Below are 21,305 nucleotides of genomic sequence, written 5' to 3'. Positions count from 1 at the left end.
CGGCGGGGGTTCCTCCTGTGGCGGGGGTTCCTCCTGCGGAGGCGGAGGCGGATGCGGCGGAGGCAGCTGACACGGGGCAGTTGGTCCGCGAGGGCATGTCACGGGAGCCGCCCCGAGGCCCGGCGGGACACTGGTGCAAGCGCCAAGTCCCGCCGGGCACCTTTTTGTTGAGCCCTGCGGTGGGTCTTCGGTGAACAGGTGAACGGGAGGCCCCCGAGGGGATGGAAACCCCGGCAAGTTGGGCAAAAACGCTGTGGGTGCGGCGTAGTTCGTGATTCCCTCGATGGAGAGAACATTCAGCCCTCGGACCCCAGTTGGACCTGATCGGGCGCTTCCCTCCCCCCACGCGTACGACGCGGGGGCGTCCCCTGTCCACGTGTCCACACGTGTTTGCGGAGCCGACCCATGCTGACGACCCTTCATACGGCCTATTCCGACACCCGTGCCGCCGATCTGGCCTGGGCGCTGGGGCGCGAACCGCTCCCGGCGCTGGCCGTCCTCGACCTCGAGCTCGCCGGCGCCACCATGCAGCTGCGGCTGCTCGGCGCCTCCCACCAGGTCCTTCTGGAGGAGGAGCGCGGCAGTTGTTCCGAGACCGTCGCCTGCATGCCCGGCAGCAGCACCCCGCTGCCCCTGGGCGTCGCCAAGCGGATCGGTGACTGGGAGTACGAGTTCGCGGCGCGCGTCGAGACGCTGGGCGCGGGCTCCTTCGCCGGCCGGGCCCAGGAGTTGCTGGCGCTCGTCGCCGACCACCCGCACGGCCTGGCCGGGACCTTCCCGGGCAGCCCGCACGCCTTCACGGCCATGCTCGCCCAGCGGACCGAGGACCAGGTGCGGTGGCGGACCTGGCACGCGTACCCCCAGGAGGGGCAGCTGGTGGTGACGCGGACCCGGGTGGGTGTGCGCATGCCGGCAGTGGCGCTGTGACGGAAACCGACTGCGCCTCGGGTGCGCCAGTTGCACCCGTGTGGGTGACAAGTGGCGAGCGATCGGTGACGTAGCGTTCGCGGCATGATCGACCAGCAGGTGTCGCTGCGAGGGGGCGCGGCGCGGCTTCCCGTCCGGCCGAGGACCGGCCGGTATCTCGTGCTGGCCGCCGTCTTCGTATGTGCCGCCTGCGGGCTGGTGTATGAGCTCGAACTGGTCGCCCTGGCCTCCTACTTGATCGGCGACTCGGTCACCCAGGCGTCCGTCGTGCTCTCCGTGATGGTGTTCGCGATGGGGATCGGCTCGCTCCTCGCGAAGCGTTTGCGCAGTCGGGCGGCGGTGGGCTTCGGGCTGATCGAGGCGGCGCTCGCCCTGGTCGGGGGCTTCTCCGCGCTGGTGCTCTACGCGTCGTTCGCCTGGTTCGGCGAGTCGAGGTACGCGCTGGTCGGGTTCTCGCTGACGATCGGCGTCCTGATCGGCGCGGAGATCCCCCTGCTCATGACGCTGATCCAGCGGGTGGACCGGCAGGACCCGGGCGGGGCCGTCGCCGATCTGTTCGCGGCGGACTACGTGGGGGCGCTCGTCGGCGGCCTCGCGTTTCCGTTCCTGCTGCTGCCGATGCTCGGCCAGCTCACCGGCGCGCTGCTGACCGGCGCGGTCAACGCCGCGGCGGGCGGGGTCCTGGTGCTGTGGGTGTTCCGGCGGGACGTCACGCCCCGGGCACGGTGGCTGCTGGTCGCCGCCAACGTCTCGGTGATCGCCGTCCTGGCGACGGCCGCGCTGCTGGCCGACGACTTCGAGCGGGCGGCGCGACGCGCGGTGTACGGGGACCAGGTGCGGGTCGCCGTGCAGACCGATGTGCAGGAAGTCGTGCTGACCGGGGCCGGACGCAGCTCCCTGGACCTCTATCTGGACGGGCGGCTGCGGGTCAGCGCGCACGACGAGTACCGCTACCACGAGGCGCTGGTGCACCCGGCGATGAACGGGCCGCACGCCCGGGTGCTGATCCTGGGCGGCGGTGACGGGCTCGCGGCGCGGGAGGTGCTGCGCTATCCGGACGTGCGGAGCGTGACCCTGGTGGAGCTGGACCCCACCGTCACCCGACTGGCCCGGACGGACCACGCGCTCTCCGCGCTGAACGCGCACGCGCTGGACGACCCCCGCGTGACGGCCGTGACCGGTGACGCGTTCACCTGGTTACGGACCGCTCGCGGCCGCTACGACGTGGTGGTCTCCGACCTGCCCGACCCAGGGATCTCGGCGAGCACGAAGCTCTACTCGGCGGAGTTCTACGGCCTGGTCGCCGAGGCCCTCGCACCGGACGGCCGGGTGGTGGTGCACGCGGGACCGCCTCTCGGCCGGCCCCGCACGTACTGGACGGTCGAGGCGTCCATGCGGGCGGCCGGACTGCCCTCGCGCCCCTATCGGATCAGCGGGCACCCTTCGGGTTCCGTGGTGGGTCCCGACCGGGCCGGGGGCGGCGCGGACGGGGACCGCGGCTGGGGATTCCTGCTGGCGGGTGCGGCCATGAGGCCCACGCTCGGCCTGGCACCGGATGCGCCCGCGCTGCGCTCGCTGAACGTGCCGGGGCTGCTGGACGCGGGGCGGCGGGCGGAGGCCGGGCGGCTGTCGGGCCTTGAGCCCTCGACGCTGGTGCACCCCCGGTACTGGGAGGAGCGGTGAGGCGGTGCGGCGGACGGTCCCGGGGCTGCTGCCGGGTACGGAAGCGCTGACGGGACGGCCGGGGCTGAGTAGGCTCGTTCACCATGGAGCATGAGGTGTTCGTACCGGTTCCGGTCCCGGCCCTGCGGCGGACGCTGGGCGACCCCGTCCGGGTCGCCCGCTGCGTACCGGGGTTCCAGCAGGACGCCGACACGTCGGCGGGTCCCCTGACGGGCCGGCTCAGAATCCGGGCCGGCGGCCACACCATCACCTACCGGGGCGCGCTGCGCCTCACCCCGTTGCCGGGTGACCCGGACGTGGACTCCGTGTACGCCGTCCTGGTGGAGGGCGAGGGAGCGGAGGCCCGGGGCGGCGGCTCGGCGAAGCTGTCGCTGAACCTCCGGCTGACGGAGGGCGACGAGGGCACGTCGATCGCCTTCGAGGGCACGGTGAACGGCGACGGGCGCCTGCGGGACCTCGAACCGGCGGCGGCGCTGTCGACGGCCCACCGCCTGCTGGACCGGTTCGCACAGCAGCTCGTGACGGAGTCCCTGGCCGCCCAGGGGGAGGGCGCGGCCGACGAGGCATGGGGCGGCGGGGTGGCGCCGGGGGGTGGTGCTTCGGGCGCGGCCGGTGCGGCCGGGGCTTCCGGGGCTTCCGGTGGCGAGGCTTCTCGTGATGAGCCGGGCGGCGGGGCTTCCCGCGGGGAGCCGGGTGCCGCCGAGGTCTCCGCCGATGAGCTGGCGGTCGGGGAAGCCGTGGAGCAGGCGCTCGAAGAGGCCGCCGAGGAGGCGGACCAGACCGGCCCCGAGCCCGCGGCCGGCTCCCCGCTCAGCGGCTCCGGCCCGCTCAGCGGCGCCGACGAGACGCCGCCCACGCACGAGGCCGCCCCCGACGAGGCGCCGGGCGCCGAGCAGCCGGGGGAGCCGGGGGAGCCGGGGCAGCCGGGCGGGGAGCAGTCGTCGGACGGGGATTCCCTGTTCGACGCGCCCGTCCCGCCGTCCTCGCTGGACCCGGTCGCCGGGATCGAGTTCACCGTCCCGGACGGACCGCCGGCCGAGGCCGCGCACGCCCGGCGCACCATGATCGGGCGCAGCGCGGAGGAGGTCGACCACGCCCCGCCGCGCGGCCGGTACGCCCCCGTGCCCTCGCCCGATTCGGGTGGTGCGGGCGCCACGCTGCGCTGGGTCGCCCCGGCGGCCGCGCTCGCCCTCGCCTCGGCGGTGGTCGTCAGCCGGGCATTGCGGCGCCGACGGTAGCGGCGCCAGTAGGGTCGTCCCGTGAGCAGTAGCGAGAAGGACGTCCGGCTCTCCGTCGGCGACACAGAGATGACCGTGAACCCCGTCAACGGCTGCCGTATCAGCAGCCTGCGGATCGGTGGTACCGAACTGTTGCGGCAGGGGGAGCGGTACGGCTGCTTCCCGATGGTGCCGTGGTGCGGGCGGACCGAGAAGGGGCAGTTCCGCGACGGCGGCGTCCTCCACCAGCTGCCGCTGACCGCTCCGCCGCACGCCATCCACGGCACCGGCCGCGACACGGCGTGGCACACCGCTCTGGAGAGCGGGACGCAGGCGTCGTTCTACTACGACCTGGCCGATCCCTGGCCGTACTCGGGCCGGGTCACCCAGACCTTCGAACTGGCGGAGGACTCCCTCACGTTGGCCTTCGGCATCGAGACGTACGGGGACTCCTTCCCGGCGCAGGCGGGCTGGCACCCGTGGTTCCGCCGCAGCCTGGACGGCGGCGAGGAGGTCCGTATCGACTTCGACGCCGCCTGGCAGGAGGAGCGCGGTGAGAACCACTTGCCGACCGGCCGCCGGATCCCTCCCCTGGCCGGTCCGTGGGACGACTGCTTCGGGATGCCGGACGGCGTCGATGTCACCCTCACCTGGCCGCAGCAGCTGGAGCTGACGGTGAAGAGCCGGTCCGAGTGGGTCGTGATCTACGACGAGCAGGACGAGGCGGTCTGCGTGGAGCCGCAGTCGGGCCCGCCGAACGGGCTGAACACCCAGCCGCGCTACGTCACCCCGATCGAGCCGCTGGAGATCGCCACCACATGGAGCTGGCGCCGGCTCTGAGCGCGGAGCCCCGGCCGACGGGCGAGCGCCGGATCCGGCGCGAGCGTCCCTGGGAAACGCGCGCCTTATCCTCGTAGCCATGACTGACGTACGTGCTGAGCTGCTCCAGCAGATCAAGGACAAGGCCGTGGTTCACGGCAAGGTGACGCTCTCCTCCGGCCTGGAGGCCGACTGGTACATCGATCTGCGCCGCATCACGCTGGACGGCAAGGCCGCTCCGATGGTCGGGCAGGTCATGCTCGACGCGACGGCGGAGCTGGACTACGACTGCGTGGGCGGTCTGACGCTGGGTGCCGACCCGGTCGCCACGTCGATGCTGCACGCCTCCGCCGCCCGCGGTCAGGAGCTGGACGCCTTCGTCGTCCGCAAGGCGCAGAAGGCCCACGGGATGCAGCGGCGGATCGAGGGCGCGGACGTCAAGGGCCGTCGCTGCCTCGTCGTCGAGGACACCTCGACGACCGGCGGCTCACCGCTGACCGCCGTCGAGGCCGTGCGCGAGGCCGGCGGCGAGGTGGTCGCCGTGGCCGTGATCGTGGAGCGCGGTGCCGCTCCGGCCATCGCCGAAGCGGGTCTCCCGTACGTCCACGTCTACACGGTTCCGGACCTCGACCTGGCGTGACCTGCGGGTTTCTCCGAAGGCGGTCGGTTTCACGTGAAACCGACCGCCTTTGCCGTACTCCCTGCGGACGGGAACCGCTCATCCTGGGGGCACCGCCGGGTGGAGCCGGAACCAGAGTCTGGGAAGATGGGGGCGACGATGACGTCGCCCCCAGGTCAGGGAACCAGCAACGCACACCCGCACATCCCAAGGAGCGGACAGATGCCCATCGCAACCCCCGAGGTCTACGCCGAGATGCTCGACCGGGCGAAGGCAGGCAAGTTCGCCTACCCGGCCATCAACGTGACGTCGACGCAGACCCTGCACGCTGCGCTGCGCGGCTTCGCGGAGGCCGAGAGCGACGGCATCGTGCAGATCTCGACCGGCGGCGCGGAGTTCCTGGGCGGCCAGTACAACAAGGACATGGTCACGGGCGCCGTCGCCCTCGCCGAGTTCGCGCACATCGTCGCCGCCAAGTACGACATCACGGTCGCGCTGCACACCGACCACTGCCCCAAGGACAAGCTGGACACGTACGTCCGTCCGCTGATCGACGTCTCCGCGGAGCGCGTCGCCAAGGGTCTGAACCCGCTGTTCCAGTCCCACATGTGGGACGGCTCGGCCGAGACGCTGGCCGACAACCTGGCCCTCGGCCAGGAGCTGCTGGCCAAGGCCGCCGCCGCCAAGATCATCCTTGAGGTCGAGATCACCCCGACCGGTGGCGAGGAGGACGGCGTCACGCACGAGATCAACGACGAGCTCTACACGACCGTCGACGACGCGCTGCGCACCGCCGAGGCGCTCGGTCTGGGCGAGAAGGGCCGCTACCTGCTGGCCGCGTCCTTCGGCAACGTGCACGGCGTCTACAAGCCGGGCAACGTCGTCCTGCGCCCCGAGCTCCTCAAGGACCTCCAGGAGGGCGTCGGCGCCAAGTACGGCAAGACCTCCCCGTTCGACTTCGTCTTCCACGGCGGCTCCGGCTCCACCGCCGAGGAGATCGCCACCGCGCTGGAGAACGGCGTCGTGAAGATGAACCTCGACACCGACACCCAGTACGCCTTCACCCGCCCGATCGTGGACCACGTGTTCCGTAACTACGACGGCGTGCTGAAGGTCGACGGCGAGGTCGGCAACAAGAAGGTCTACGACCCGCGCAGCTGGGGCAAGTCCGCCGAGGGCGGCATGGCCAAGCGCGTCACGGAGGCCTGCGCCAGCCTGCGTTCCACCGGCACCAAGCTGAAGTAATCCCGTACGGATGTGCGGTGTGGGCCCGGCACCCCTCGGGGAGCCGGGCCCACGGCATGTCCCGACCCGGCACGCACGATCTGAGGAAACAGCTGTGAGCACGTCCTACGACTTCGACACCGTGATTGACCGCCGCGGAACGTGGTGTGTCCAGTGGGACGGGGTCGCGGACCGTTTCGGGGTGGACGGGCTGCTGCCGTTCACCATCTCCGACATGGACTTCGAGACGGCCCCCGAGGTCCTGACCGCTCTCCGGGCGCGGCTCGACCACGGCGTGTTCGGCTACACGGACTGGCGGCAGGACGACTTCCGGTCGGCCATCGCCCACTGGTACGCGACCCGGTACGACACCACGATCGACACCGGACAGCTGGTCTACGGGCCGTCCGTGCTCAACCAGCTCTCCCAACTGCTCCAGATGTGGACGGCCGAGGGCGACGGCGTGGTCCTGCACACCCCCACGTACGACGGTTTCCGCAAGGCGATCCACGGGCTGGGGCGGGAACTGCGCGGAGTGCCGCTCGGGGACACGGACGCGCTGGAGCGTGAGCTCGCGCGGCCGGACAGCAAGGTCCTCGTGGTGTGCTCCCCGCACAACCCGTCCGGGCGGGTATGGACGGAGGCGGAGCTCGCCGGGATGGCTGCGCTCGCCGCACGCCACGGGGTGGCCGTGATCAGCGACGAGATTCACGCGGACTTCGTTCACGACGGACGCCCGCACGTGCCGTGGACCCGGGTGGGCGGGGACGAGCGCTGGGCGGTCGTCACCTCGGCCTCGAAGTCGTTCAACTTCCCCGCGCTGACCGGTTCGTACGGGCTCATCGGGCGGCCGGAGGACCGCACCGAGTACCTGCGCCGGATGGAGACCGCGGAGGGCCTCGCCTCGCCGGCGGTGCTCTCGCTGACCGCGCACATCGCCGCGTACCGGGAGGGCGGGCCGTGGCTCGACGCGGTACGTGCGTACGTCGCGGAGAACCTGGCCCTGGTCGCCGAGCGGCTGAACACCGCCTTCCCGGCCCTGGAATGGGAGCCGCCGCAGGCCGGGTACCTGGCCTGGATCGACCTGCGGCGCGCGGGCGTCCAGGAAGACGAGGCGTTGCAGCGCGTGCTGATCGAGCAGGAGCGCGTCGCGGTGATGCCGGGCAGCACGTACGGGGCGGAAGGCTTCGTGCGCCTGAACGTGGGGTGTGGGCGGAGCAAGGTGGAGGCGGGGCTCGCGGCGCTGATCCGGGGCGTGGAGGCGGTACGGGCCGCCGCGTAGCGGCGCGGGGCCGGCCGGTTTCGGGGGCACTTCCCCCGGGTCCCCGCTCCCCGATCGCCGGAAGGGCTCGACGGGGTGCCCGCAGGGCGCCGGTGCCAGGCACACTGGGAGCATGTCGATCCACGAGAACCTGCTCGGGGGCCCGCCCCCGACCCACCTGCCCGACGACCCGGAGCCGCGCGAACTGCTCGCCGCCGGCACCGCGCCCGCCGACGTCGCCGCGAAGTACCCGACCTCCTCGCTGGCATGGGCACAGCTCGCCGACGAGGCGTTCGAGGGCGGCCGGGTCATCGAGTCGTACGCCTACGCCCGCACCGGCTACCACCGCGGCCTCGACGCGCTGCGCCGGGCCGGCTGGAAGGGCCACGGCCCGGTGCCGTTCGAGCACGAGCCGAACCGCGGTTTCCTGCGTGCCCTCCACGCCCTCGCGCGGGCCGCGCAGTCGATCGGCGAGCAGGAGGAGTACGAGCGCTGCTCGACGTTCCTGCGCGACTCCTCGCCGACCGCCGCCAAGACCCTCGGCTAGCCGACGCCGTACCGCAGGCCCCGCAGTTCCGCATCCGCGACTGCGGGGCCTGCGTGTCTTCGGGGGTGGCGTTTAGGATGCGAACAGGGGACCGGAGCTCCACTTCCTCATGGAAGGGGCGGACCGCTACCCGGAAGCTCGTGTCGAGGAGACAGCGATGTCGACGATTCACCCCGACCCCGAAGCCACCGGTGCGGCGACCCCGCACCTCGACTTCGAGGGCACGACTCCGTACGAGGACTATGTCCAGGCGGATGTCCTGACCCACCTCCAGCACCTCCGCTCGGACGATCCCGGCGAGATGGTCTTCCTGGTCACCACCCAGGTCATGGAGTTGTGGTTCACCGTCATCGTCCATGAGTGGGAAACCGCCGCGCACGCGATGCGCGAGGACCGCCTGGACGTCGCGCAGGACGCGCTGAAGCGGTCCCTGCGCGAGCTGGAGGCCCTGAACGCCTCCTGGACGCCGCTCGCCCAGCTCACCCCCGCCCAGTTCAACTCCTACCGGTCCTCGCTCGGCGAGGGTTCCGGTTTCCAGTCGGCGATGTACCGGCGGATGGAGTTCCTGCTCGGCGACAAGTCCGCGTCCATGCTGGTGCCGCACCGGGGCGCGCCCCGTGTCCACGCGGAGCTGGAGAAGGCACTCGCGGAGCCGGGCCTGTACGACGAGGCCCTCGCCCTGCTCGCCCGGCGCGGGCACGCGATCCCCGAGGCCGTGCTCGGCCGGGACCTGACCCGGAAGTACGAGCCCTCGCCCGAGGTCGAGGCCGTCTGGGCGGAGATCTACGCCAACCCGGACCAGAACGACGAGCTGGTCCGCCTCGGCGAGGTACTCACCGATGTGGGCGAGCTGGTGTGGCGATGGCGCAACGACCATCTGCTCGCGACCCGGCGGGCCATGGGCTCCAAGACCGGCACCGGCGGCTCGGCGGGCGTGGCCTGGCTGGAGAAGCGCGCCACGAAGAACGTGTTCCCCGAGCTCTGGACGGCCCGTAGCCATGTCTGACCTGCAGGAGCGTGCACAGGCGCTCGACACGGCGGACGCCCTCGCGCCGCTGCGCGAGCTGTTCACCCTCGACGACACCGTCTACCTGGACGGCAACTCGCTCGGCGCGCTGCCGCGCCACGTGCCCGCCCGGGTGCAGGAGGTCCTCACCCGGGAGTGGGGCGAGCTGCGCATCCGGTCCTGGGGTGAGAGCGGCTGGTGGACGGCGCCGGAACGGATCGGTGACCGCATCGCCCCGATCGTCGGGGCGGCGGCCGGCCAGATCGTCGTCGGGGACTCGACGAGCGTGAACGTCTTCAAGGCCCTCGTCGCCGCGACCCGGCTGGCACCGGAGGGCCGCGACGAGATCCTGGTCGACGCGCAGACGTTCCCCACCGACGGCTACATCGCCGCTTCGGCGGCCCGGATGACCGGCCACCGGATCGTCCCGGTCGCCCCCGCCGAGGTGCCGGCCGCCCTCGGCCCGCGGACCGCCGCCGTCCTGCTCAACCACGTCGACTACCGATCGGGCCGGCTGCACGACCTGCCGGGGCTGACCGCCGCGGTGCGGGCCGCGGGTGCGATCGCCGTCTGGGACCTGTGCCACAGCGCGGGCGCGCTCCCGGTCGGCCTGGACGAGCACGGCGTGGACCTGGCGGTGGGCTGCACGTACAAGTACCTCAACGGCGGGCCCGGTTCGCCCGCCTATCTGTACGTCGCCGAGCGCCACCAGGCGGCCTTCGACTCACCCCTGCCGGGGTGGACGTCGCACGCCGACCCGTTCGCGATGACACCCGGCTACACCCCGGCCGACGGTGCGCTCCGGGGCCGGGTCGGCACGCCCGACATCCTGTCCATGCTGGCCCTGGAGTCGTCCCTCGACGTCTGGGACGGGGTGGGGATCGACGCGGTCCGGGCCAAGTCCCTGGCGCTGACGGACTTCTTCCTGGAGTGCGTCGAGGCGTACGCCCCCGAGGGCCGGGTCACCTCGGTCACCCCGGCCGCCCACGCCGAACGCGGTAGCCAGGTCGCGCTGCGGTGCGACGACGCCGAGCCCGTGATGGCCGAGCTGATCGCGCGCGGTGTCGTCGGGGATCTGCGCCGGCCCGATGTGCTGCGGTTCGGTTTCACACCGCTGTACGTGGGGTTCGCCGACGTCGAACGCGCGGCGCGCGTGCTCGCGGAGGTTCTGGGCGCCTCGGCGGCGTAGGCTGCCGAATCCGTCCGGTGACCGGCTCGCCCCGGTCACCGGACGGCGCCGTGCCCGGTTCCGTACGGGTCGTGGAGGGCGGCCGCTTTGCTGTCGTGCGCCGGGATATCCGGTCCCGATTCCCGTACTGGTACCGTCCCCGCAGGTCAGGCCAGTTGGTCCGGGTGACAGGAGAGTGGGAGCGGGATGTCGGATTCTGCCGCGCGTGAGCGGGACGCCGCCGAGACCGAATCGGCCTTCGCGCATCCGGCCGTCGCCCCCGACGCGTCCGCCGCCTACGGCAGCCACCCGGACCAGGTCATCGACTTCTACGCCCCGCGCGGGGGTCAGGCCGGCGCGCCCGTCGTGGTCGTGCTGCACGGCGGTGCGTGGCGGGCTCCCTACGACCGGGCCCATACGTCGCCGTTCGCGGACTTCCTGGCCCGTCGCGGGTTCGCCGTCGCCAGTGTCGAGTACCGGCGCGGCAGTGAGTTTCCGCAGCAGCGCGGGACCGAACCGGTCGCGGGCCGCTGGCCGGAGACCTTCGACGACGTCGCCGCCGCGATGGACGCCCTGCCGGAGCTGCTGGCCCGGGAGCTGCCGACGGCGGACAGCCGCCGGATCGTCGTCACCGGGCACTCCGCGGGCGGGCAGCTGGCCCTGTGGGCCGCAGCCCGGCACGTCCTGCCGGAGGGGGCGCCGTGGCGGCTGCCGAGACCGCCCGCGCTGCGCGGCGTGGTGGCCCTCGCGCCGATCGCGGACTTCACCTCGGCGGTCGCGTTCGACGTGTGCTCGGGGGCGGTCGGGCAACTCCTGGGGCCGGAGAAGGACTTCGCCGAGCGGAGCGCGTACGCCGATCCCGCCCGGCTGCTGCCCACCGGCATCGCGACCGTCGTCGTGCAGGGCACGACGGACCTCACGGTGCCGGCGGCCGTCTCCGAGGCGTTCGTGGACACCGCGGCGCAGGAGGGGGAGATGGTGGGGCTGACGCTGCTGCCGGACGTCGGCCACTTCCCGCTGATCGACCCGGCCGCCGACGCGTGCGCGGTCGTCGCCGAGGAGATCGCCCAGCTCGCCTGGTAGGCCGTGCGGCGGCGCCACAGCCGGACGGCGCTTGCGCCGTAGGCGCGTAGTACTTGCGACGGACGGCCGGGAATCCGTATCGGTGCTGACGACCCCGCCCGCCGCCCCGCCTACCGTGAAGGTGTGACCGAGACCAAGACCAGAAGCCCGGAGCTCCGGCTCGCCGCGGGCGCGATCGACGACCTGCGGCAGGACCTCTTCCAGGACGCGTTCGCCTACCGGCCGATGGCTCCGATGCGCACCGACGGGCCACTGACCCGGCGGCTGCCGGAACGGCTCGGGGCGGGCGTCGCGTGGACTCCGCACGCTGCGGTGCTGGGCACCGCCCTGATCACCTTCATGGCCGGGTTCACCGGTGCCGGAAACGCCGGCGTCCTGCTCTCGGGACTGCTTCCCGCCCTCTGTGTGGCGATGACGCTGATCAGGCCGGTCGGGGCGTTCTGGATATCGATGGCGCTGGTGCCGTTGGGCGTGGTCGTGGGCGGCGGGGACGAACCGTGGGGGCCGAGCACCTTCTTCTCCCATCTGGTGGTGCTGTTCGTCGTCGCGGCCAGGAACCGGCCGCGCACCGCCGCCTGGATGTGGGTGCTCACGCTGCTGCTGGGCCTCGTCGTCGAGGGCGTCGTCAGCGGCGGGGCCGGCGGGCCGAACACCGCGGGCATGGCGGTGGCCTCTGCGTTCGCGCTGCTTGTGGTGAGCCTGGTGCAGGTCCGGCGGGAGGCACAACGCGAGGTCACCGTGCAGCGCACCGTGACCGCCGTCGAGCGCGACCGGCGCACCCTGCTGGAGGAGCGCACCACGATCGCCCGCGAACTGCACGACGTGGTCGCCCACCACATGTCCGTCGTCGCCATCCAGGCCGAGGCCGCCCCGTACCGGGTGGAGAACCCGCCGCCGGAGCTGGAGCAGGCCTTCGTCACGATCCGGGAGAACGCCGTGGCCGCGCTCACCGAACTGCGCCGGGTGCTCGGCGTCGTCCGGGCCGACGACTACGAGACGCCGGATGCGCCGCAGCCCACCCTCGCCGACCTCGACCGGCTGCTCGCCAATGTCGGCGATGCGGGCCTGGTGACGGAGAAGGCGGTGACCGGTGCGGTGCGCGAACTGCCGCAGGGCGTCGAGCTGTCGGCGTACCGGATCGTCCAGGAAGCGCTCAGCAACAGCCTGCGGCACGCTCCGGGAGCCACCGCGAGGGTCGAGATCGGCTATGTCCTGGGCGGGCTCGGCCTGCGCGTCGTCAACGGGCCGCCGACCGCTCCGGTGAAGCCGTCGCCGGGAGCCGGGCACGGGATCACCGGGATGCGGGAGCGGGTCGCGATGCTGAACGGCGAGATGACCGCCGAGGCCACAGCGGAGGGCGGTTACGAGGTCACGGCCTTCATCCCCGCCCAGCCCACCGGGTTCGGAGCCTCTGGCCCGGTCGGCGCTTCCGCTGTGTCCGGCGCTTCCGTGGAGCAGGTATGACGACGCCGCCCGTCGCACAGATCCGGGTCCTGATCGTCGACGACCAGATGATGGTCCGTGAGGGCTTCTCGGTCCTGCTCAACGCCATGCCGGGCATCGAGGTCGTCGGCGAGGCGGTGAACGGCCGCGAGGCCGTCTCCCAGGTCGCCGCACTCCGCCCCGACGTGGTGCTGATGGACATCCGCATGCCGGAGCTCAACGGCATCGAGGCGACCCGCGAGATCGTTGCCGCAGACAGGGACGCGAAGGTCCTGGTTCTCACCACCTTCGACCTCGACGAGTACGTCTACCAGGCGCTGCGCGCGGGTGCCTCCGGCTTCCTCCTCAAGGATGCCTCGGCCCGTCAACTCGCCGACGGAGTACGTGTGGTCGCCTCCGGCGAGGCGCTGCTGGCCCCCACGGTCACCCGGCGCCTGATCACCGAGTTCTCCAAAATGGCGTCGGCCCCCCGCCCTTCTGCCCTCGCCCGGGTCGGCGACCTCACCGAGCGTGAGACGGAGGTACTCGTCCTCATCGCGCAGGGCCTGTCGAACGCGGAGATCGCCGCGCACCTGGTCGTCGCCGAGTCGACGATCAAGACCCACGTGAGTCGCGTCCTGGTCAAACTCGGCCTCCGAGACCGCACCCAGGCCGCCGTCTTCGCCTACGAGGCCCGCCTGGTCACCCCTTCCTGAGCGCGGGGCGGCGCATGGCGGCAGTGCGCATGACGGCAGTGCGCGTGGTGGTGGGCACGGTGGTGGTGGGCACGGTGGTAGGTGCGGGCGGTGGTACGAGGCTGCGGGGCGGGCGGGCGGCTGTGGTGCGGGCTCGGTGACGACGGGCGGACGCGGGCTCGGTGACGACGGGCGGACGCCGGCTCGGTTACGGGAGGAGGTGGCCGGGCGAGGTCGGCTCGCGGGACGGTGTGAGCTGCCGGGCGAGGCGGACGGCGTGAACTGCCGGGCGAGACGGACGGCGTGAACTGCCGGGCGAGGCGGACGGCGTGAACTGCCGGGCGAGGCCGGATTTCCCGCTTCCGGGCGGCGGCTCCGCCCAGGCGCGGCTTCGGTAGGGCCGGCCCCGTTCAGGCGCGGCTACGTGTCAGGGCTGGTCTCGCCCGGACGCGGTTCCGGCACGGCCGGCCCCACCCACTGCGCGCCCCCGCCGGGCTGGCCCGGTTGTGGGTGGCCGGTTAGCGTCGGGCCATGGAACAGCCCAGCACCTCTTCCGCCCCGTTCGACCCCTGGTCGGCGGAGTTCGTCGCTGATCCGTACCCCTCCTACACCGAGCTGCGGGCCACCGGCCGGGCGCACTACTTCGAGGCCACCGACCAGTGGCTCGTCCCGCACTACGCCGACGTGTCGGCCCTGCTGCGTGACCGGCGGCTGGGGCGCACGTATCTGCACCGATTCACGCACGAGGAATTCGGCCGGACGCCGCCGCCCCCGGAGCACGAGCCGTTCGAAACGCTCAACGGACAAGGTCTGCTGGACCTCGAACCGCCGGACCACACCCGTATCCGGCGCCTGGTGTCCAAGGCGTTCACCCCGCGCACCGTCGAGCACCTCGTCCCCACCGTCCAACGGCTGGCCGCCGGACTCGTCGACGACTTCGTCGAGCAGGGCGGGGGCGACCTGCTCTCGGCCGTTGCCGAGCCGCTGCCGGTCGCCGTGATCGCGGAGATGCTCGGCATCCCGGAGTCCGACCGCGCCCCGCTGCGGCCCTGGTCCGCCGCGATCTGCGGGATGTTCGAGCTCAACCCGTCCAAGGAGACCGCCCGCGCCGCCGTCCGTGCCTCCCTCGAATTCTCCGCGTATCTGCGCCAGCTGATTGCCGAGCGGCGGGCGGACCCGGGCCCCGACCTCATCTCGGCCCTCGTCGCCGCCCACGACGAGGGCGAGCGGCTGACCGAGCAGGAGATGGTCTCCACCTGCGTCCTCCTTCTGAATGCCGGGCACGAGGCGACCGTCAACACCACGGTCAACGGATGGTGGACGCTGCTGCGCCACCCCGAGCAACTGGCCGCCCTGCGTGCCGATCACGGTCTGCTGCCCACGGCGTTGGAAGAGCTGCTGCGGTACGACACCCCCCTTCAGATGTTCGAGCGCTGGGTCCTGGACGACATCGAGATCGATGGCACGGTCATTCCGCGGGGTTCCGAGGTGGCCCTGCTCTTCGGCTCCGCCAACCGCGACCCGGCCCGCTTCGCGGACCCGGACACACTCGACCTCACCCGGCGGGAGAACCCGCACATCACCTTCGGCGCCGGCATCCACTTCTGCCTGGGCGCCCCGCTGGCCCGTGCCGAGCTGGCCGCCTCCTTCGGTGAGCTGCTGCGCAAGGCCCCCGGCCTGCGGCTGGTCACTGAACCCGAGTGGAACTCGGGCTATGTCATCAGGGGCCTGAAAGAGCTGCGGGCCGAGGTGTGAGGCGGCGGGAGAGCGGACTTTGGCGGGCGCCCGCTCCACCCGGTCCGTCGGCCCCGGCCCTGGACCGGCTTCCGACACCCGGCCCCCTCAGACCAGTAGGTCGCGGCGGCGCAATGCCGCCAAAGCGCCGGCCACCAGCGCTGCCGCCAGCGCGGTGAGGAGCACCACCGGTCCCCACTCCATCCCCGCCCCCGGAAGCCTCGGCAGATGCGTGAACGGAGACATGTCCATCACCGGCTGTGGCAGGTCGAGGGCGGGCCCGATCCAGCCGAGCGCCAGGCAGAGACCTGCCAGACCCCAGCTCGCCGGGGCCGCCTTCGGTATCGCCCCGTACAGCAGAGCCGTGGCCCCGCCCAGCAGCCAGACGGCGGGCAGTTGCACCAGTGAGGCACCGAGCACGGCCGGAAGCGCGTGCCCGTATCCCGCCGCCAGACCGAGACCGCCGACCGTCATGATCAGGGCCGCGCCGCCGAAGGCGATGAGCAGATGGCCGGCAGCCCAGCCGAGCCGGCTGATGCCGCCCGCGAGCACTGGCTCCGCGCGTCCGGCGGTCTCCTCGCCGTGCAGCCGGAGCACCGACGCGGCGATGTACAGGGCGGCCACCGTGCCGAGCACGGAGACCATCGAGGCGAGGAACGCGTCCGTGAGTCCGGACTGACCGCCCATTCGCTCGAAGATTTCCCTGGCCTTCTCGTTGTCCCCCACCAGATCCGCCGCCCCATCGGCCAGGCCGCCGAAGACGAAGCCGACCACCGCGAAGGACACCGTCCATCCCAGGAGCGCACTGCGCTGAAGGCGTATCGCGAGACCCGAGGCGGTGGTGATCCGGCCCCGGGCCGGTCCCGGCCGTGCCGCCAGAAAGCTCATGCCGACATCCCGGCGCCCGGCCAACGCGTACGCCACGGCGCACTGCACGGCCACCGCGCCGGCGACCACCAGGAGCACCCACCACCGTTCGTCCGCGTACGGCCGGACGTTCTCGGCCCAGCCGAGCGGAGAGAGCCAGATGAGGAGGGAAGAGCCGTCGTCTGCCGCCGAGTCACCCGCCGCCTTCAGGACGAACGCCGCACCCACCACCGCCGCCGTGAGCCCCTTCGCGAGGCGCGCGCTCTCGGTGAACTGCGCGGCGATCGCGGCGGTGCAGGCGAACAGCACACCCACCCCGGCTACGGTCGACGCGAGCGCCACCGCCCCCGCGCTCCCCGCACCCGAGCCGGCCATCCCGGCCACGATCACCAGGGCCAGGGCGGCGTTGGCGATCAGGGCCGCGAGCAGTGCGGCGGTGAGCGGGGCGCGGCGGCCCACCATCGCCGAGGAGAGCATCTCCTGACGACCCGACTCCTCTTCCTCCCGGGTGTGGCGCACGACGACGACCAGGCTCATCACCGCGGCCAGAGCGGCGCCGAAGGCCAGCATGCGCCAGCTGACGAGCCCTCCCACGGAGTCGTCGAAGACGGGTCCGTACATCGCGCGCACGGAGCTGTTGCCGTTCATCGACGCGGCGAGCTCGGCTCGCTGAGCGGGTGTTCCGTAGAGCGAGGAGATGGACGTTTCGACGGAGGAGAACGACCCGCCCAGCACGAGCACCCAGACGGGGACGACGATGCGGTCACGCCTCAGGGCGAGCCTCAGGAGGGCCCGGGTCCCCGCGAGTTGCCCGGTGCCGGCCTGCCGTCGCGCATCGGCCGTCGCGGTCAGGGGCACGGCGGTCATCGCGCCACCCCCGGTGCATGTCCGGCGTCCGCTGTGTAGTGGCGAAGGAAGAGCTCCTCCAGCGTGGGCGGGGTGCTCGTCAGCGTCCGGACGCCGGACGTGGAGAGCGACTTGAGGACGGCGTCCAACCGGTCCGTGTCGACCTGGAGCGAGACCCGCCGCCCTTGTATGTCGAGGTCATGGACGCCGGGGAGCCGTGCCAGGCCGACCGGATCGCGCATCAGCTCGGCGCTGATGTTCGTTCGCGTCAGATGACGCATGTCCGCCAGTGAACCGGTCTCCACCGTCCGGCCCTGGCGGATGATGCTGACCCGGTCGCAGAGCGATTCGACCTCGCTCAGGATGTGGCTGGAGAGCAGGACCGTCCGCCCGCGTTCACGCTCCTCGGCCACGCAGCTCTGGAAAACCTCTTCCATCAGCGGGTCGAGCCCGCTGGTCGGCTCGTCCAGGATCAGCAGGTCGACGTCCGAGGCGAAGGCGGCGACCAAAGCCACCTTCTGCCGGTTGCCCTTGGAGTACGTCCGTCCCTTCTTGGTCGGGTCGAGCTCGAAGCGGTCGACGAGGTCCGCGCGTCGGGTCTCGTCGAGACCGCCACGCAGCCGCCCGTACAGGTCGATCACCTCGCCGCCGGAGAGATTGCGCCACAACGTGACATCCCCGGGGACGTAGGCCACGCGCCGGTGCAGTCCGACCGCATCGTGCCAGGGGTCCCGGCCGAGCAGTCGAGCCGCGCCGGAGTCTGCTCTCAGCAGCCCCAGCAGCACTCGGATGGTGGTGGACTTCCCCGACCCGTTCGGGCCGAGGAAGCCATGGACCTCACCCGTCTCGACGGCCAGGTCGAGGCCGTCCAGAGCCTGCGTCCGGCCGAACCTCTTGCGCAGTCCGACCACGGCGATTGCCTTCGTCATGATTCTGAACATACGCTACTTTCATGAAGTTGTGAAGTTAAGGAACCGTATAAACTCGAAGGAGTGACAGGCAGTGGGGCATCGAGGAAGAGGAGCGGGATGAGCGGCGAATCCGTGGAGGAGAGCGCCCCGCAGGGCGCGGTCCGGGGGCGGGACGACCGGGACGCGGAGGCGGTCGCGCGCTTCGTCGAACGGTTCGCGTCCGAGATGACCGAGGCGGGGATGCAGCGCATGGCGTCGCGTGTCTTCGCCGCCCTGCTCGCGGACGACGACGCCTCCATGACCTCGGCGGAGCTCGCTCTGGCCCTGCAGATCAGCCCCGCCGCCGTGTCCGGCGCGATCAACTACCTCACCCAGGTCAGCATGGTCGGCCGCGAACGCGAACCGGGCTCGCGCCGCGACCGCTACCGGCTGCACAACGAGATCTGGTACACCACTTTCGCCAGCCGCGATCAGGTGCTCACTCGTTGGGAGCGAACCCTCAAGGAAGGCGCACGCACGCTCGGAGAGCACACCCCGGCCGGGGCCCGGATCGCCGAGACGGCGGCGTTCTTCGAGTTCCTTCAGGTGGAACTGGAGGGACTGATGGATCGCTGGGAGGAGCGCCGCAAGACCCTCGATCTGCCGACGGGCAGGCCGGCCGCGAACGCCTGAGCATCCGGCGCCGCCCGCGCCGGACCACTGGCGCGCCCGGCGCCGCACCCGTCGGCCGGGTCCAGCCCGCCCCGCTATCCCGCAGGAAGTATCAGCCCCCAGGCTCCCGCCCGTACCGTCCACGTCCGCGTCCGCACCGGACCCGCGACCTGTATGTCCGCCCGGTAGCGGAAATCCGCCCCCGAGACCGTGACGGCCTTGGCCTCCGTGGTGACCGGGGCGGTGTCCGGAGCGTCGATCGTCACGGCCGCCATGCCGTCGTCACCGCATCCGGAGGTCACCGTCACCGAGGTGACCGGGCGGTCCAGGTCGTTCAGCACGATGCCGTCGGCCTCCACGCGCAACCGGTGTGTCGGAGGTACGGCGGGCGGTTCCGGGGGCGAGGGACGCACCAGGGTGCGGACCAGGGAGCGGCAGGTGTCCCAGACAGCGGTCATGCCCGAGCGGTCGGCCCCTGTCCCCGGGGCGCCGTTCAGGGCGGGGATGCGCAGCGCGCCCAGGACCACGCCATCACTGTCGTCGACGAGCAGGTCCAGGCGGCGCACCGCCCCGTCCAGCGCCGTGCGTGCCGCCGCTACGGCGCTGGACGGCACGCCGAGCGAATGAGCGAGTTCCAGGGCTTCCGACGCGCCGACCGGGACGAGTGAGAGCGCGCTCATGGCGGGTTCCCGCTCCCGGTGCAACAGGGACACCGCGCGCCGCAGCGCCCGGTCGTCGCCGATCACCACAGGCCGTCGGCCGCCCCGGCGGGAGAGGGCCCGGGCGAACTCACCGGGGCTGTCCGGGAGGCATATCTTGGCGTGTGCGCCCGCGCTCAGCACGTCCTTCGCGATGCGTACGGACTCGCCGTCCGTGCGGCGGGCGACCGGATCGATCACCACCAGCAGATGGGGCGCGCCGTTACCGGAGGGCTGGGCAGCCGACACCTCGGACCTTCCTCGGGTAGCATCTTTGTGCAAGAGCCCCTTGCGCTATTGCGCCAGGGGTTTCGTCTATTCCGGGGCACCCGGTTCGACGGTTCGGACTGTGCCGTACAACGACGTACGGCATGTACGGCGTTTTCGTACGCCCCCTGACCTTGGACATGCCCCGCCCGGAAGGGGTGTACGCCTGTGCCCGCACTTGTGCTGCTCGGCGCTCAGTGGGGTGACGAGGGCAAGGGAAAGGCCACCGACCTCCTCGGTGGATCCGTGGACTATGTGGTGCGCTACCAGGGCGGTAACAATGCCGGCCACACGGTGGTCGTCGGCGACCAGAAGTACGCACTGCATCTCCTCCCCTCCGGCATCCTGTCACCGGGATGTATCCCGGTCATCGGTAACGGTGTGGTCGTCGACCCGGCGGTCCTGCTCTCCGAGCTGAGTGGGCTCAACGACCGCGGCGTGGACACGTCGAAGCTGCTGATCAGCGGCAACGCTCATTTGATCACCCCGTACAACGTCACCGTCGACAAGGTGACGGAGCGGTTCCTCGGCAAGCGCAAGATCGGCACCACGGGGCGCGGTATCGGCCCGACGTATGCCGACAAGATCAACCGGGTCGGCATCCGCGTCCAGGACCTCTACGACGAGTCGATCCTGGAGCAGAAGGTCGAGGCGGCCCTGGAGCAGAAGAACCAGCTTCTGGCGAAGGTCTTCAACCGGCGCGCCATCGAAGCCGGCAAGGTCGTCGAGGACATGCTCCAGTACGCGGAGCAGATCAAGCCCTATGTCGCCGACACGACGCTCGTCCTGAACAACGCCATCGACGCGGGCAAGGTCGTCCTCTTCGAGGGCGGTCAGGGCACGCTGCTCGACGTCGACCACGGCACGTACCCGTTCGTCACTTCGTCGAACCCGACGGCGGGCGGCGCGTGCACCGGTGCCGGCGTCGGTCCGACCAAGATCAGCCGGGTCATCGGCATCCTCAAGGCGTACACCACCCGTGTCGGCGCCGGCCCGTTCCCGACGGAGCTGCACGACGAGGACGGCGAGGCGCTGCGCCGGATCGGTGGCGAGCGCGGTGTCACCACCGGCCGTGACCGCCGGTGCGGCTGGTTCGACGCGGTCATCGCACGGTACGCCACCCGGGTCAACGGCCTCACCGACTTCTTCCTCACCAAGCTGGACGTGCTGACCGGCTGGGAGCAGATCCCGGTGTGTGTGGCGTACGAGATCGACGGCAAGCGCGTCGAGGAGCTTCCGTACAGCCAGACCGACTTCCACCACGCGAAGCCGGTGTACGAGATGCTCCCGGGCTGGTCCGAGGACATCACCAAGGCGAAGACGTTCGCCGATCTGCCGAAGAACGCCCAGGCGTACGTGAAGGCGCTGGAGGAGATGTCCGGCGCCCCGATCTCCGCGATCGGTGTCGGCCCCGGCCGTACCGAGACCATCGAGATCAACTCGTTCCTGTAGATACGCGGGTGTGCGGGAGGGCCGGGGCGGTGGTTGAGCCCCGGCCCTCACCCATGTGCGTTCTCAGCGACCCCTTCTGGTCTAGACCTTGACAGGTCCAGGCCAGCGGCGATTGGGTGCGGGAATGCCCGCACGGCCCGTCCGCTGAGGTGTGCTGCGAGCCATGCCCGTCCTTGTCGAAGGAGTGAGCAGCGCTGAACCGCATCAA

At 71.7% G+C, this 21,305-nt stretch carries 19 protein-coding genes; 16 read left to right on the top strand and 3 right to left on the bottom strand.

Annotated elements, in window-relative coordinates; genetic code table 11:
• Positions 1-405: 405 nt before the first annotated feature.
• The 14 genes from ABZ564_RS24915 to ABZ564_RS24850 all read left to right on the top strand — a co-directional run bounded on the left by ABZ564_RS24915 (position 406) and on the right by ABZ564_RS24850 (position 15,426).
• On the top strand, positions 406-927 hold the full coding sequence (locus tag ABZ564_RS24915; protein ID WP_360860561.1) for a DUF2617 family protein: 522 nt from the start codon (positions 406-408) through the stop codon (positions 925-927).
• A gap of 84 nt (positions 928-1,011) precedes the next feature.
• Positions 1,012-2,610, top strand: a complete 1,599-nt coding sequence (locus tag ABZ564_RS24910) for a polyamine aminopropyltransferase (protein ID WP_360860558.1) — start codon at positions 1,012-1,014, stop codon at positions 2,608-2,610.
• 95 nt (positions 2,611-2,705) lie between these two features.
• Entirely contained in the window at positions 2,706-3,848 is a 1,143-nt protein-coding gene (locus ABZ564_RS24905) for an SRPBCC domain-containing protein (RefSeq protein ID WP_360860623.1), read from the top strand.
• 21 nt (positions 3,849-3,869) lie between these two features.
• A complete protein-coding gene (locus ABZ564_RS24900) occupies positions 3,870-4,667 on the top strand; it encodes an aldose 1-epimerase (protein ID WP_360860555.1) in 798 nt (265 codons plus the stop codon).
• Between the two features lie 79 nt (positions 4,668-4,746).
• Entirely contained in the window at positions 4,747-5,286 is a 540-nt protein-coding gene (pyrE, locus tag ABZ564_RS24895) for an orotate phosphoribosyltransferase (RefSeq protein ID WP_018102092.1), read from the top strand.
• Between the two features lie 201 nt (positions 5,287-5,487).
• On the top strand, positions 5,488-6,510 hold the full coding sequence (gene fbaA / locus ABZ564_RS24890; protein ID WP_360860552.1) for a class II fructose-bisphosphate aldolase: 1,023 nt from the start codon (positions 5,488-5,490) through the stop codon (positions 6,508-6,510).
• 94 nt (positions 6,511-6,604) lie between these two features.
• Positions 6,605-7,771: a MalY/PatB family protein gene (locus tag ABZ564_RS24885; RefSeq protein WP_360860549.1), complete on the top strand. Its 1,167-nt coding sequence runs from the start codon at positions 6,605-6,607 to the stop codon at positions 7,769-7,771.
• A gap of 112 nt (positions 7,772-7,883) precedes the next feature.
• Positions 7,884-8,297 carry a DUF3151 domain-containing protein gene (locus ABZ564_RS24880; protein WP_360860546.1) on the top strand — a complete coding sequence of 138 codons (414 nt, stop codon included), beginning with the start codon at positions 7,884-7,886 and terminating at the stop codon, positions 8,295-8,297.
• 157 nt (positions 8,298-8,454) lie between these two features.
• The gene (locus ABZ564_RS24875; RefSeq protein ID WP_360860544.1) at positions 8,455-9,303 is read left to right on the top strand and encodes a tryptophan 2,3-dioxygenase family protein; all 849 of its coding nucleotides are present in this window, start codon (positions 8,455-8,457) and stop codon (positions 9,301-9,303) included.
• The gene (kynU, locus tag ABZ564_RS24870; RefSeq protein ID WP_360860541.1) at positions 9,296-10,492 is read left to right on the top strand and encodes a kynureninase; all 1,197 of its coding nucleotides are present in this window, start codon (positions 9,296-9,298) and stop codon (positions 10,490-10,492) included. The genes ABZ564_RS24875 and kynU overlap by 8 nt, the downstream gene beginning before the upstream one ends.
• A 186-nt stretch (positions 10,493-10,678) precedes the next feature.
• Positions 10,679-11,554: an alpha/beta hydrolase gene (locus ABZ564_RS24865; RefSeq protein ID WP_360860538.1), complete on the top strand. Its 876-nt coding sequence runs from the start codon at positions 10,679-10,681 to the stop codon at positions 11,552-11,554.
• 123 nt (positions 11,555-11,677) lie between these two features.
• Positions 11,678-13,018: a histidine kinase gene (locus ABZ564_RS24860; protein WP_360860535.1), complete on the top strand. Its 1,341-nt coding sequence runs from the start codon at positions 11,678-11,680 to the stop codon at positions 13,016-13,018.
• The gene (locus ABZ564_RS24855) at positions 13,015-13,692 is read left to right on the top strand and encodes a response regulator transcription factor (RefSeq protein WP_360860532.1); all 678 of its coding nucleotides are present in this window, start codon (positions 13,015-13,017) and stop codon (positions 13,690-13,692) included. Before ABZ564_RS24860 ends, ABZ564_RS24855 begins: the two co-directional genes overlap by 4 nt.
• Before the next feature lie 510 nt (positions 13,693-14,202).
• Entirely contained in the window at positions 14,203-15,426 is a 1,224-nt protein-coding gene (locus ABZ564_RS24850) for a cytochrome P450 (protein WP_360860529.1), read from the top strand.
• Between the two features lie 87 nt (positions 15,427-15,513).
• On the opposite strand, the gene ABZ564_RS24845 is transcribed toward ABZ564_RS24850, so the two are convergent.
• Positions 15,514-17,139, bottom strand: coding sequence for an ABC transporter permease (locus ABZ564_RS24845; RefSeq protein WP_360860526.1), 1,626 nt, complete (start codon positions 17,137-17,139; stop codon positions 15,514-15,516).
• A complete protein-coding gene (locus ABZ564_RS24840; protein ID WP_360860523.1) occupies positions 17,136-18,047 on the bottom strand; it encodes an ABC transporter ATP-binding protein in 912 nt (303 codons plus the stop codon). The genes ABZ564_RS24845 and ABZ564_RS24840 overlap by 4 nt, the downstream gene beginning before the upstream one ends.
• 99 nt (positions 18,048-18,146) lie before the next feature.
• Between ABZ564_RS24840 and ABZ564_RS24835 the strand changes: the two genes are divergently transcribed.
• Complete coding sequence (locus tag ABZ564_RS24835) at positions 18,147-18,701, top strand: MarR family transcriptional regulator (RefSeq protein WP_360860520.1); 555 nt, start codon at positions 18,147-18,149, stop codon at positions 18,699-18,701.
• A 74-nt stretch (positions 18,702-18,775) separates the two neighbouring features.
• Here the strand turns inward: ABZ564_RS24835 and ABZ564_RS24830 are convergent, their stop codons facing one another.
• Complete coding sequence (locus ABZ564_RS24830) at positions 18,776-19,627, bottom strand: diacylglycerol kinase (protein ID WP_360860517.1); 852 nt, start codon at positions 19,625-19,627, stop codon at positions 18,776-18,778.
• A 186-nt stretch (positions 19,628-19,813) separates the two neighbouring features.
• Here ABZ564_RS24830 and ABZ564_RS24825 point away from each other — a divergent pair, with 186 nt between their 5' ends.
• Positions 19,814-21,097, top strand: coding sequence for an adenylosuccinate synthase (locus ABZ564_RS24825; protein WP_360860514.1), 1,284 nt, complete (start codon positions 19,814-19,816; stop codon positions 21,095-21,097).
• Positions 21,098-21,305 lie beyond the last annotated feature (208 nt).

The organism is Streptomyces sp. NPDC019224 (genome assembly GCF_040632605.1).
Classification (GTDB): domain Bacteria; phylum Actinomycetota; class Actinomycetes; order Streptomycetales; family Streptomycetaceae; genus Streptomyces.
This window is presented reverse-complemented; position numbering and strand designations above follow the sequence as displayed.

What these genes read in the sequence shown, in the direction of transcription:
- ABZ564_RS24915 (WP_360860561.1), top strand. Translation starts at nt 406, where the DNA reads ATGCTGACGACCCTTCATACGGCCTATTCCGACACCCGTGCCGCCGAT.
- ABZ564_RS24910 (WP_360860558.1), top strand. Translation starts at nt 1,012, where the DNA reads ATGATCGACCAGCAGGTGTCGCTGCGAGGGGGCGCGGCGCGGCTTCCC.
- pyrE (WP_018102092.1), top strand. Translation starts at nt 4,747, where the DNA reads ATGACTGACGTACGTGCTGAGCTGCTCCAGCAGATCAAGGACAAGGCC.
- fbaA (WP_360860552.1), top strand. Translation starts at nt 5,488, where the DNA reads ATGCCCATCGCAACCCCCGAGGTCTACGCCGAGATGCTCGACCGGGCG.
- ABZ564_RS24880 (WP_360860546.1), top strand. Translation starts at nt 7,884, where the DNA reads ATGTCGATCCACGAGAACCTGCTCGGGGGCCCGCCCCCGACCCACCTG.
- ABZ564_RS24875 (WP_360860544.1), top strand. Translation starts at nt 8,455, where the DNA reads ATGTCGACGATTCACCCCGACCCCGAAGCCACCGGTGCGGCGACCCCG.
- kynU (WP_360860541.1), top strand. Translation starts at nt 9,296, where the DNA reads ATGTCTGACCTGCAGGAGCGTGCACAGGCGCTCGACACGGCGGACGCC.
- ABZ564_RS24865 (WP_360860538.1), top strand. Translation starts at nt 10,679, where the DNA reads ATGTCGGATTCTGCCGCGCGTGAGCGGGACGCCGCCGAGACCGAATCG.
- ABZ564_RS24855 (WP_360860532.1), top strand. Translation starts at nt 13,015, where the DNA reads ATGACGACGCCGCCCGTCGCACAGATCCGGGTCCTGATCGTCGACGAC.
- ABZ564_RS24850 (WP_360860529.1), top strand. Translation starts at nt 14,203, where the DNA reads ATGGAACAGCCCAGCACCTCTTCCGCCCCGTTCGACCCCTGGTCGGCG.
- ABZ564_RS24845 (WP_360860526.1), bottom strand. Translation starts at nt 17,139, where the DNA reads ATGACCGCCGTGCCCCTGACCGCGACGGCCGATGCGCGACGGCAGGCC.
- ABZ564_RS24840 (WP_360860523.1), bottom strand. Translation starts at nt 18,047, where the DNA reads ATGACGAAGGCAATCGCCGTGGTCGGACTGCGCAAGAGGTTCGGCCGG.
- ABZ564_RS24835 (WP_360860520.1), top strand. Translation starts at nt 18,147, where the DNA reads ATGAGCGGCGAATCCGTGGAGGAGAGCGCCCCGCAGGGCGCGGTCCGG.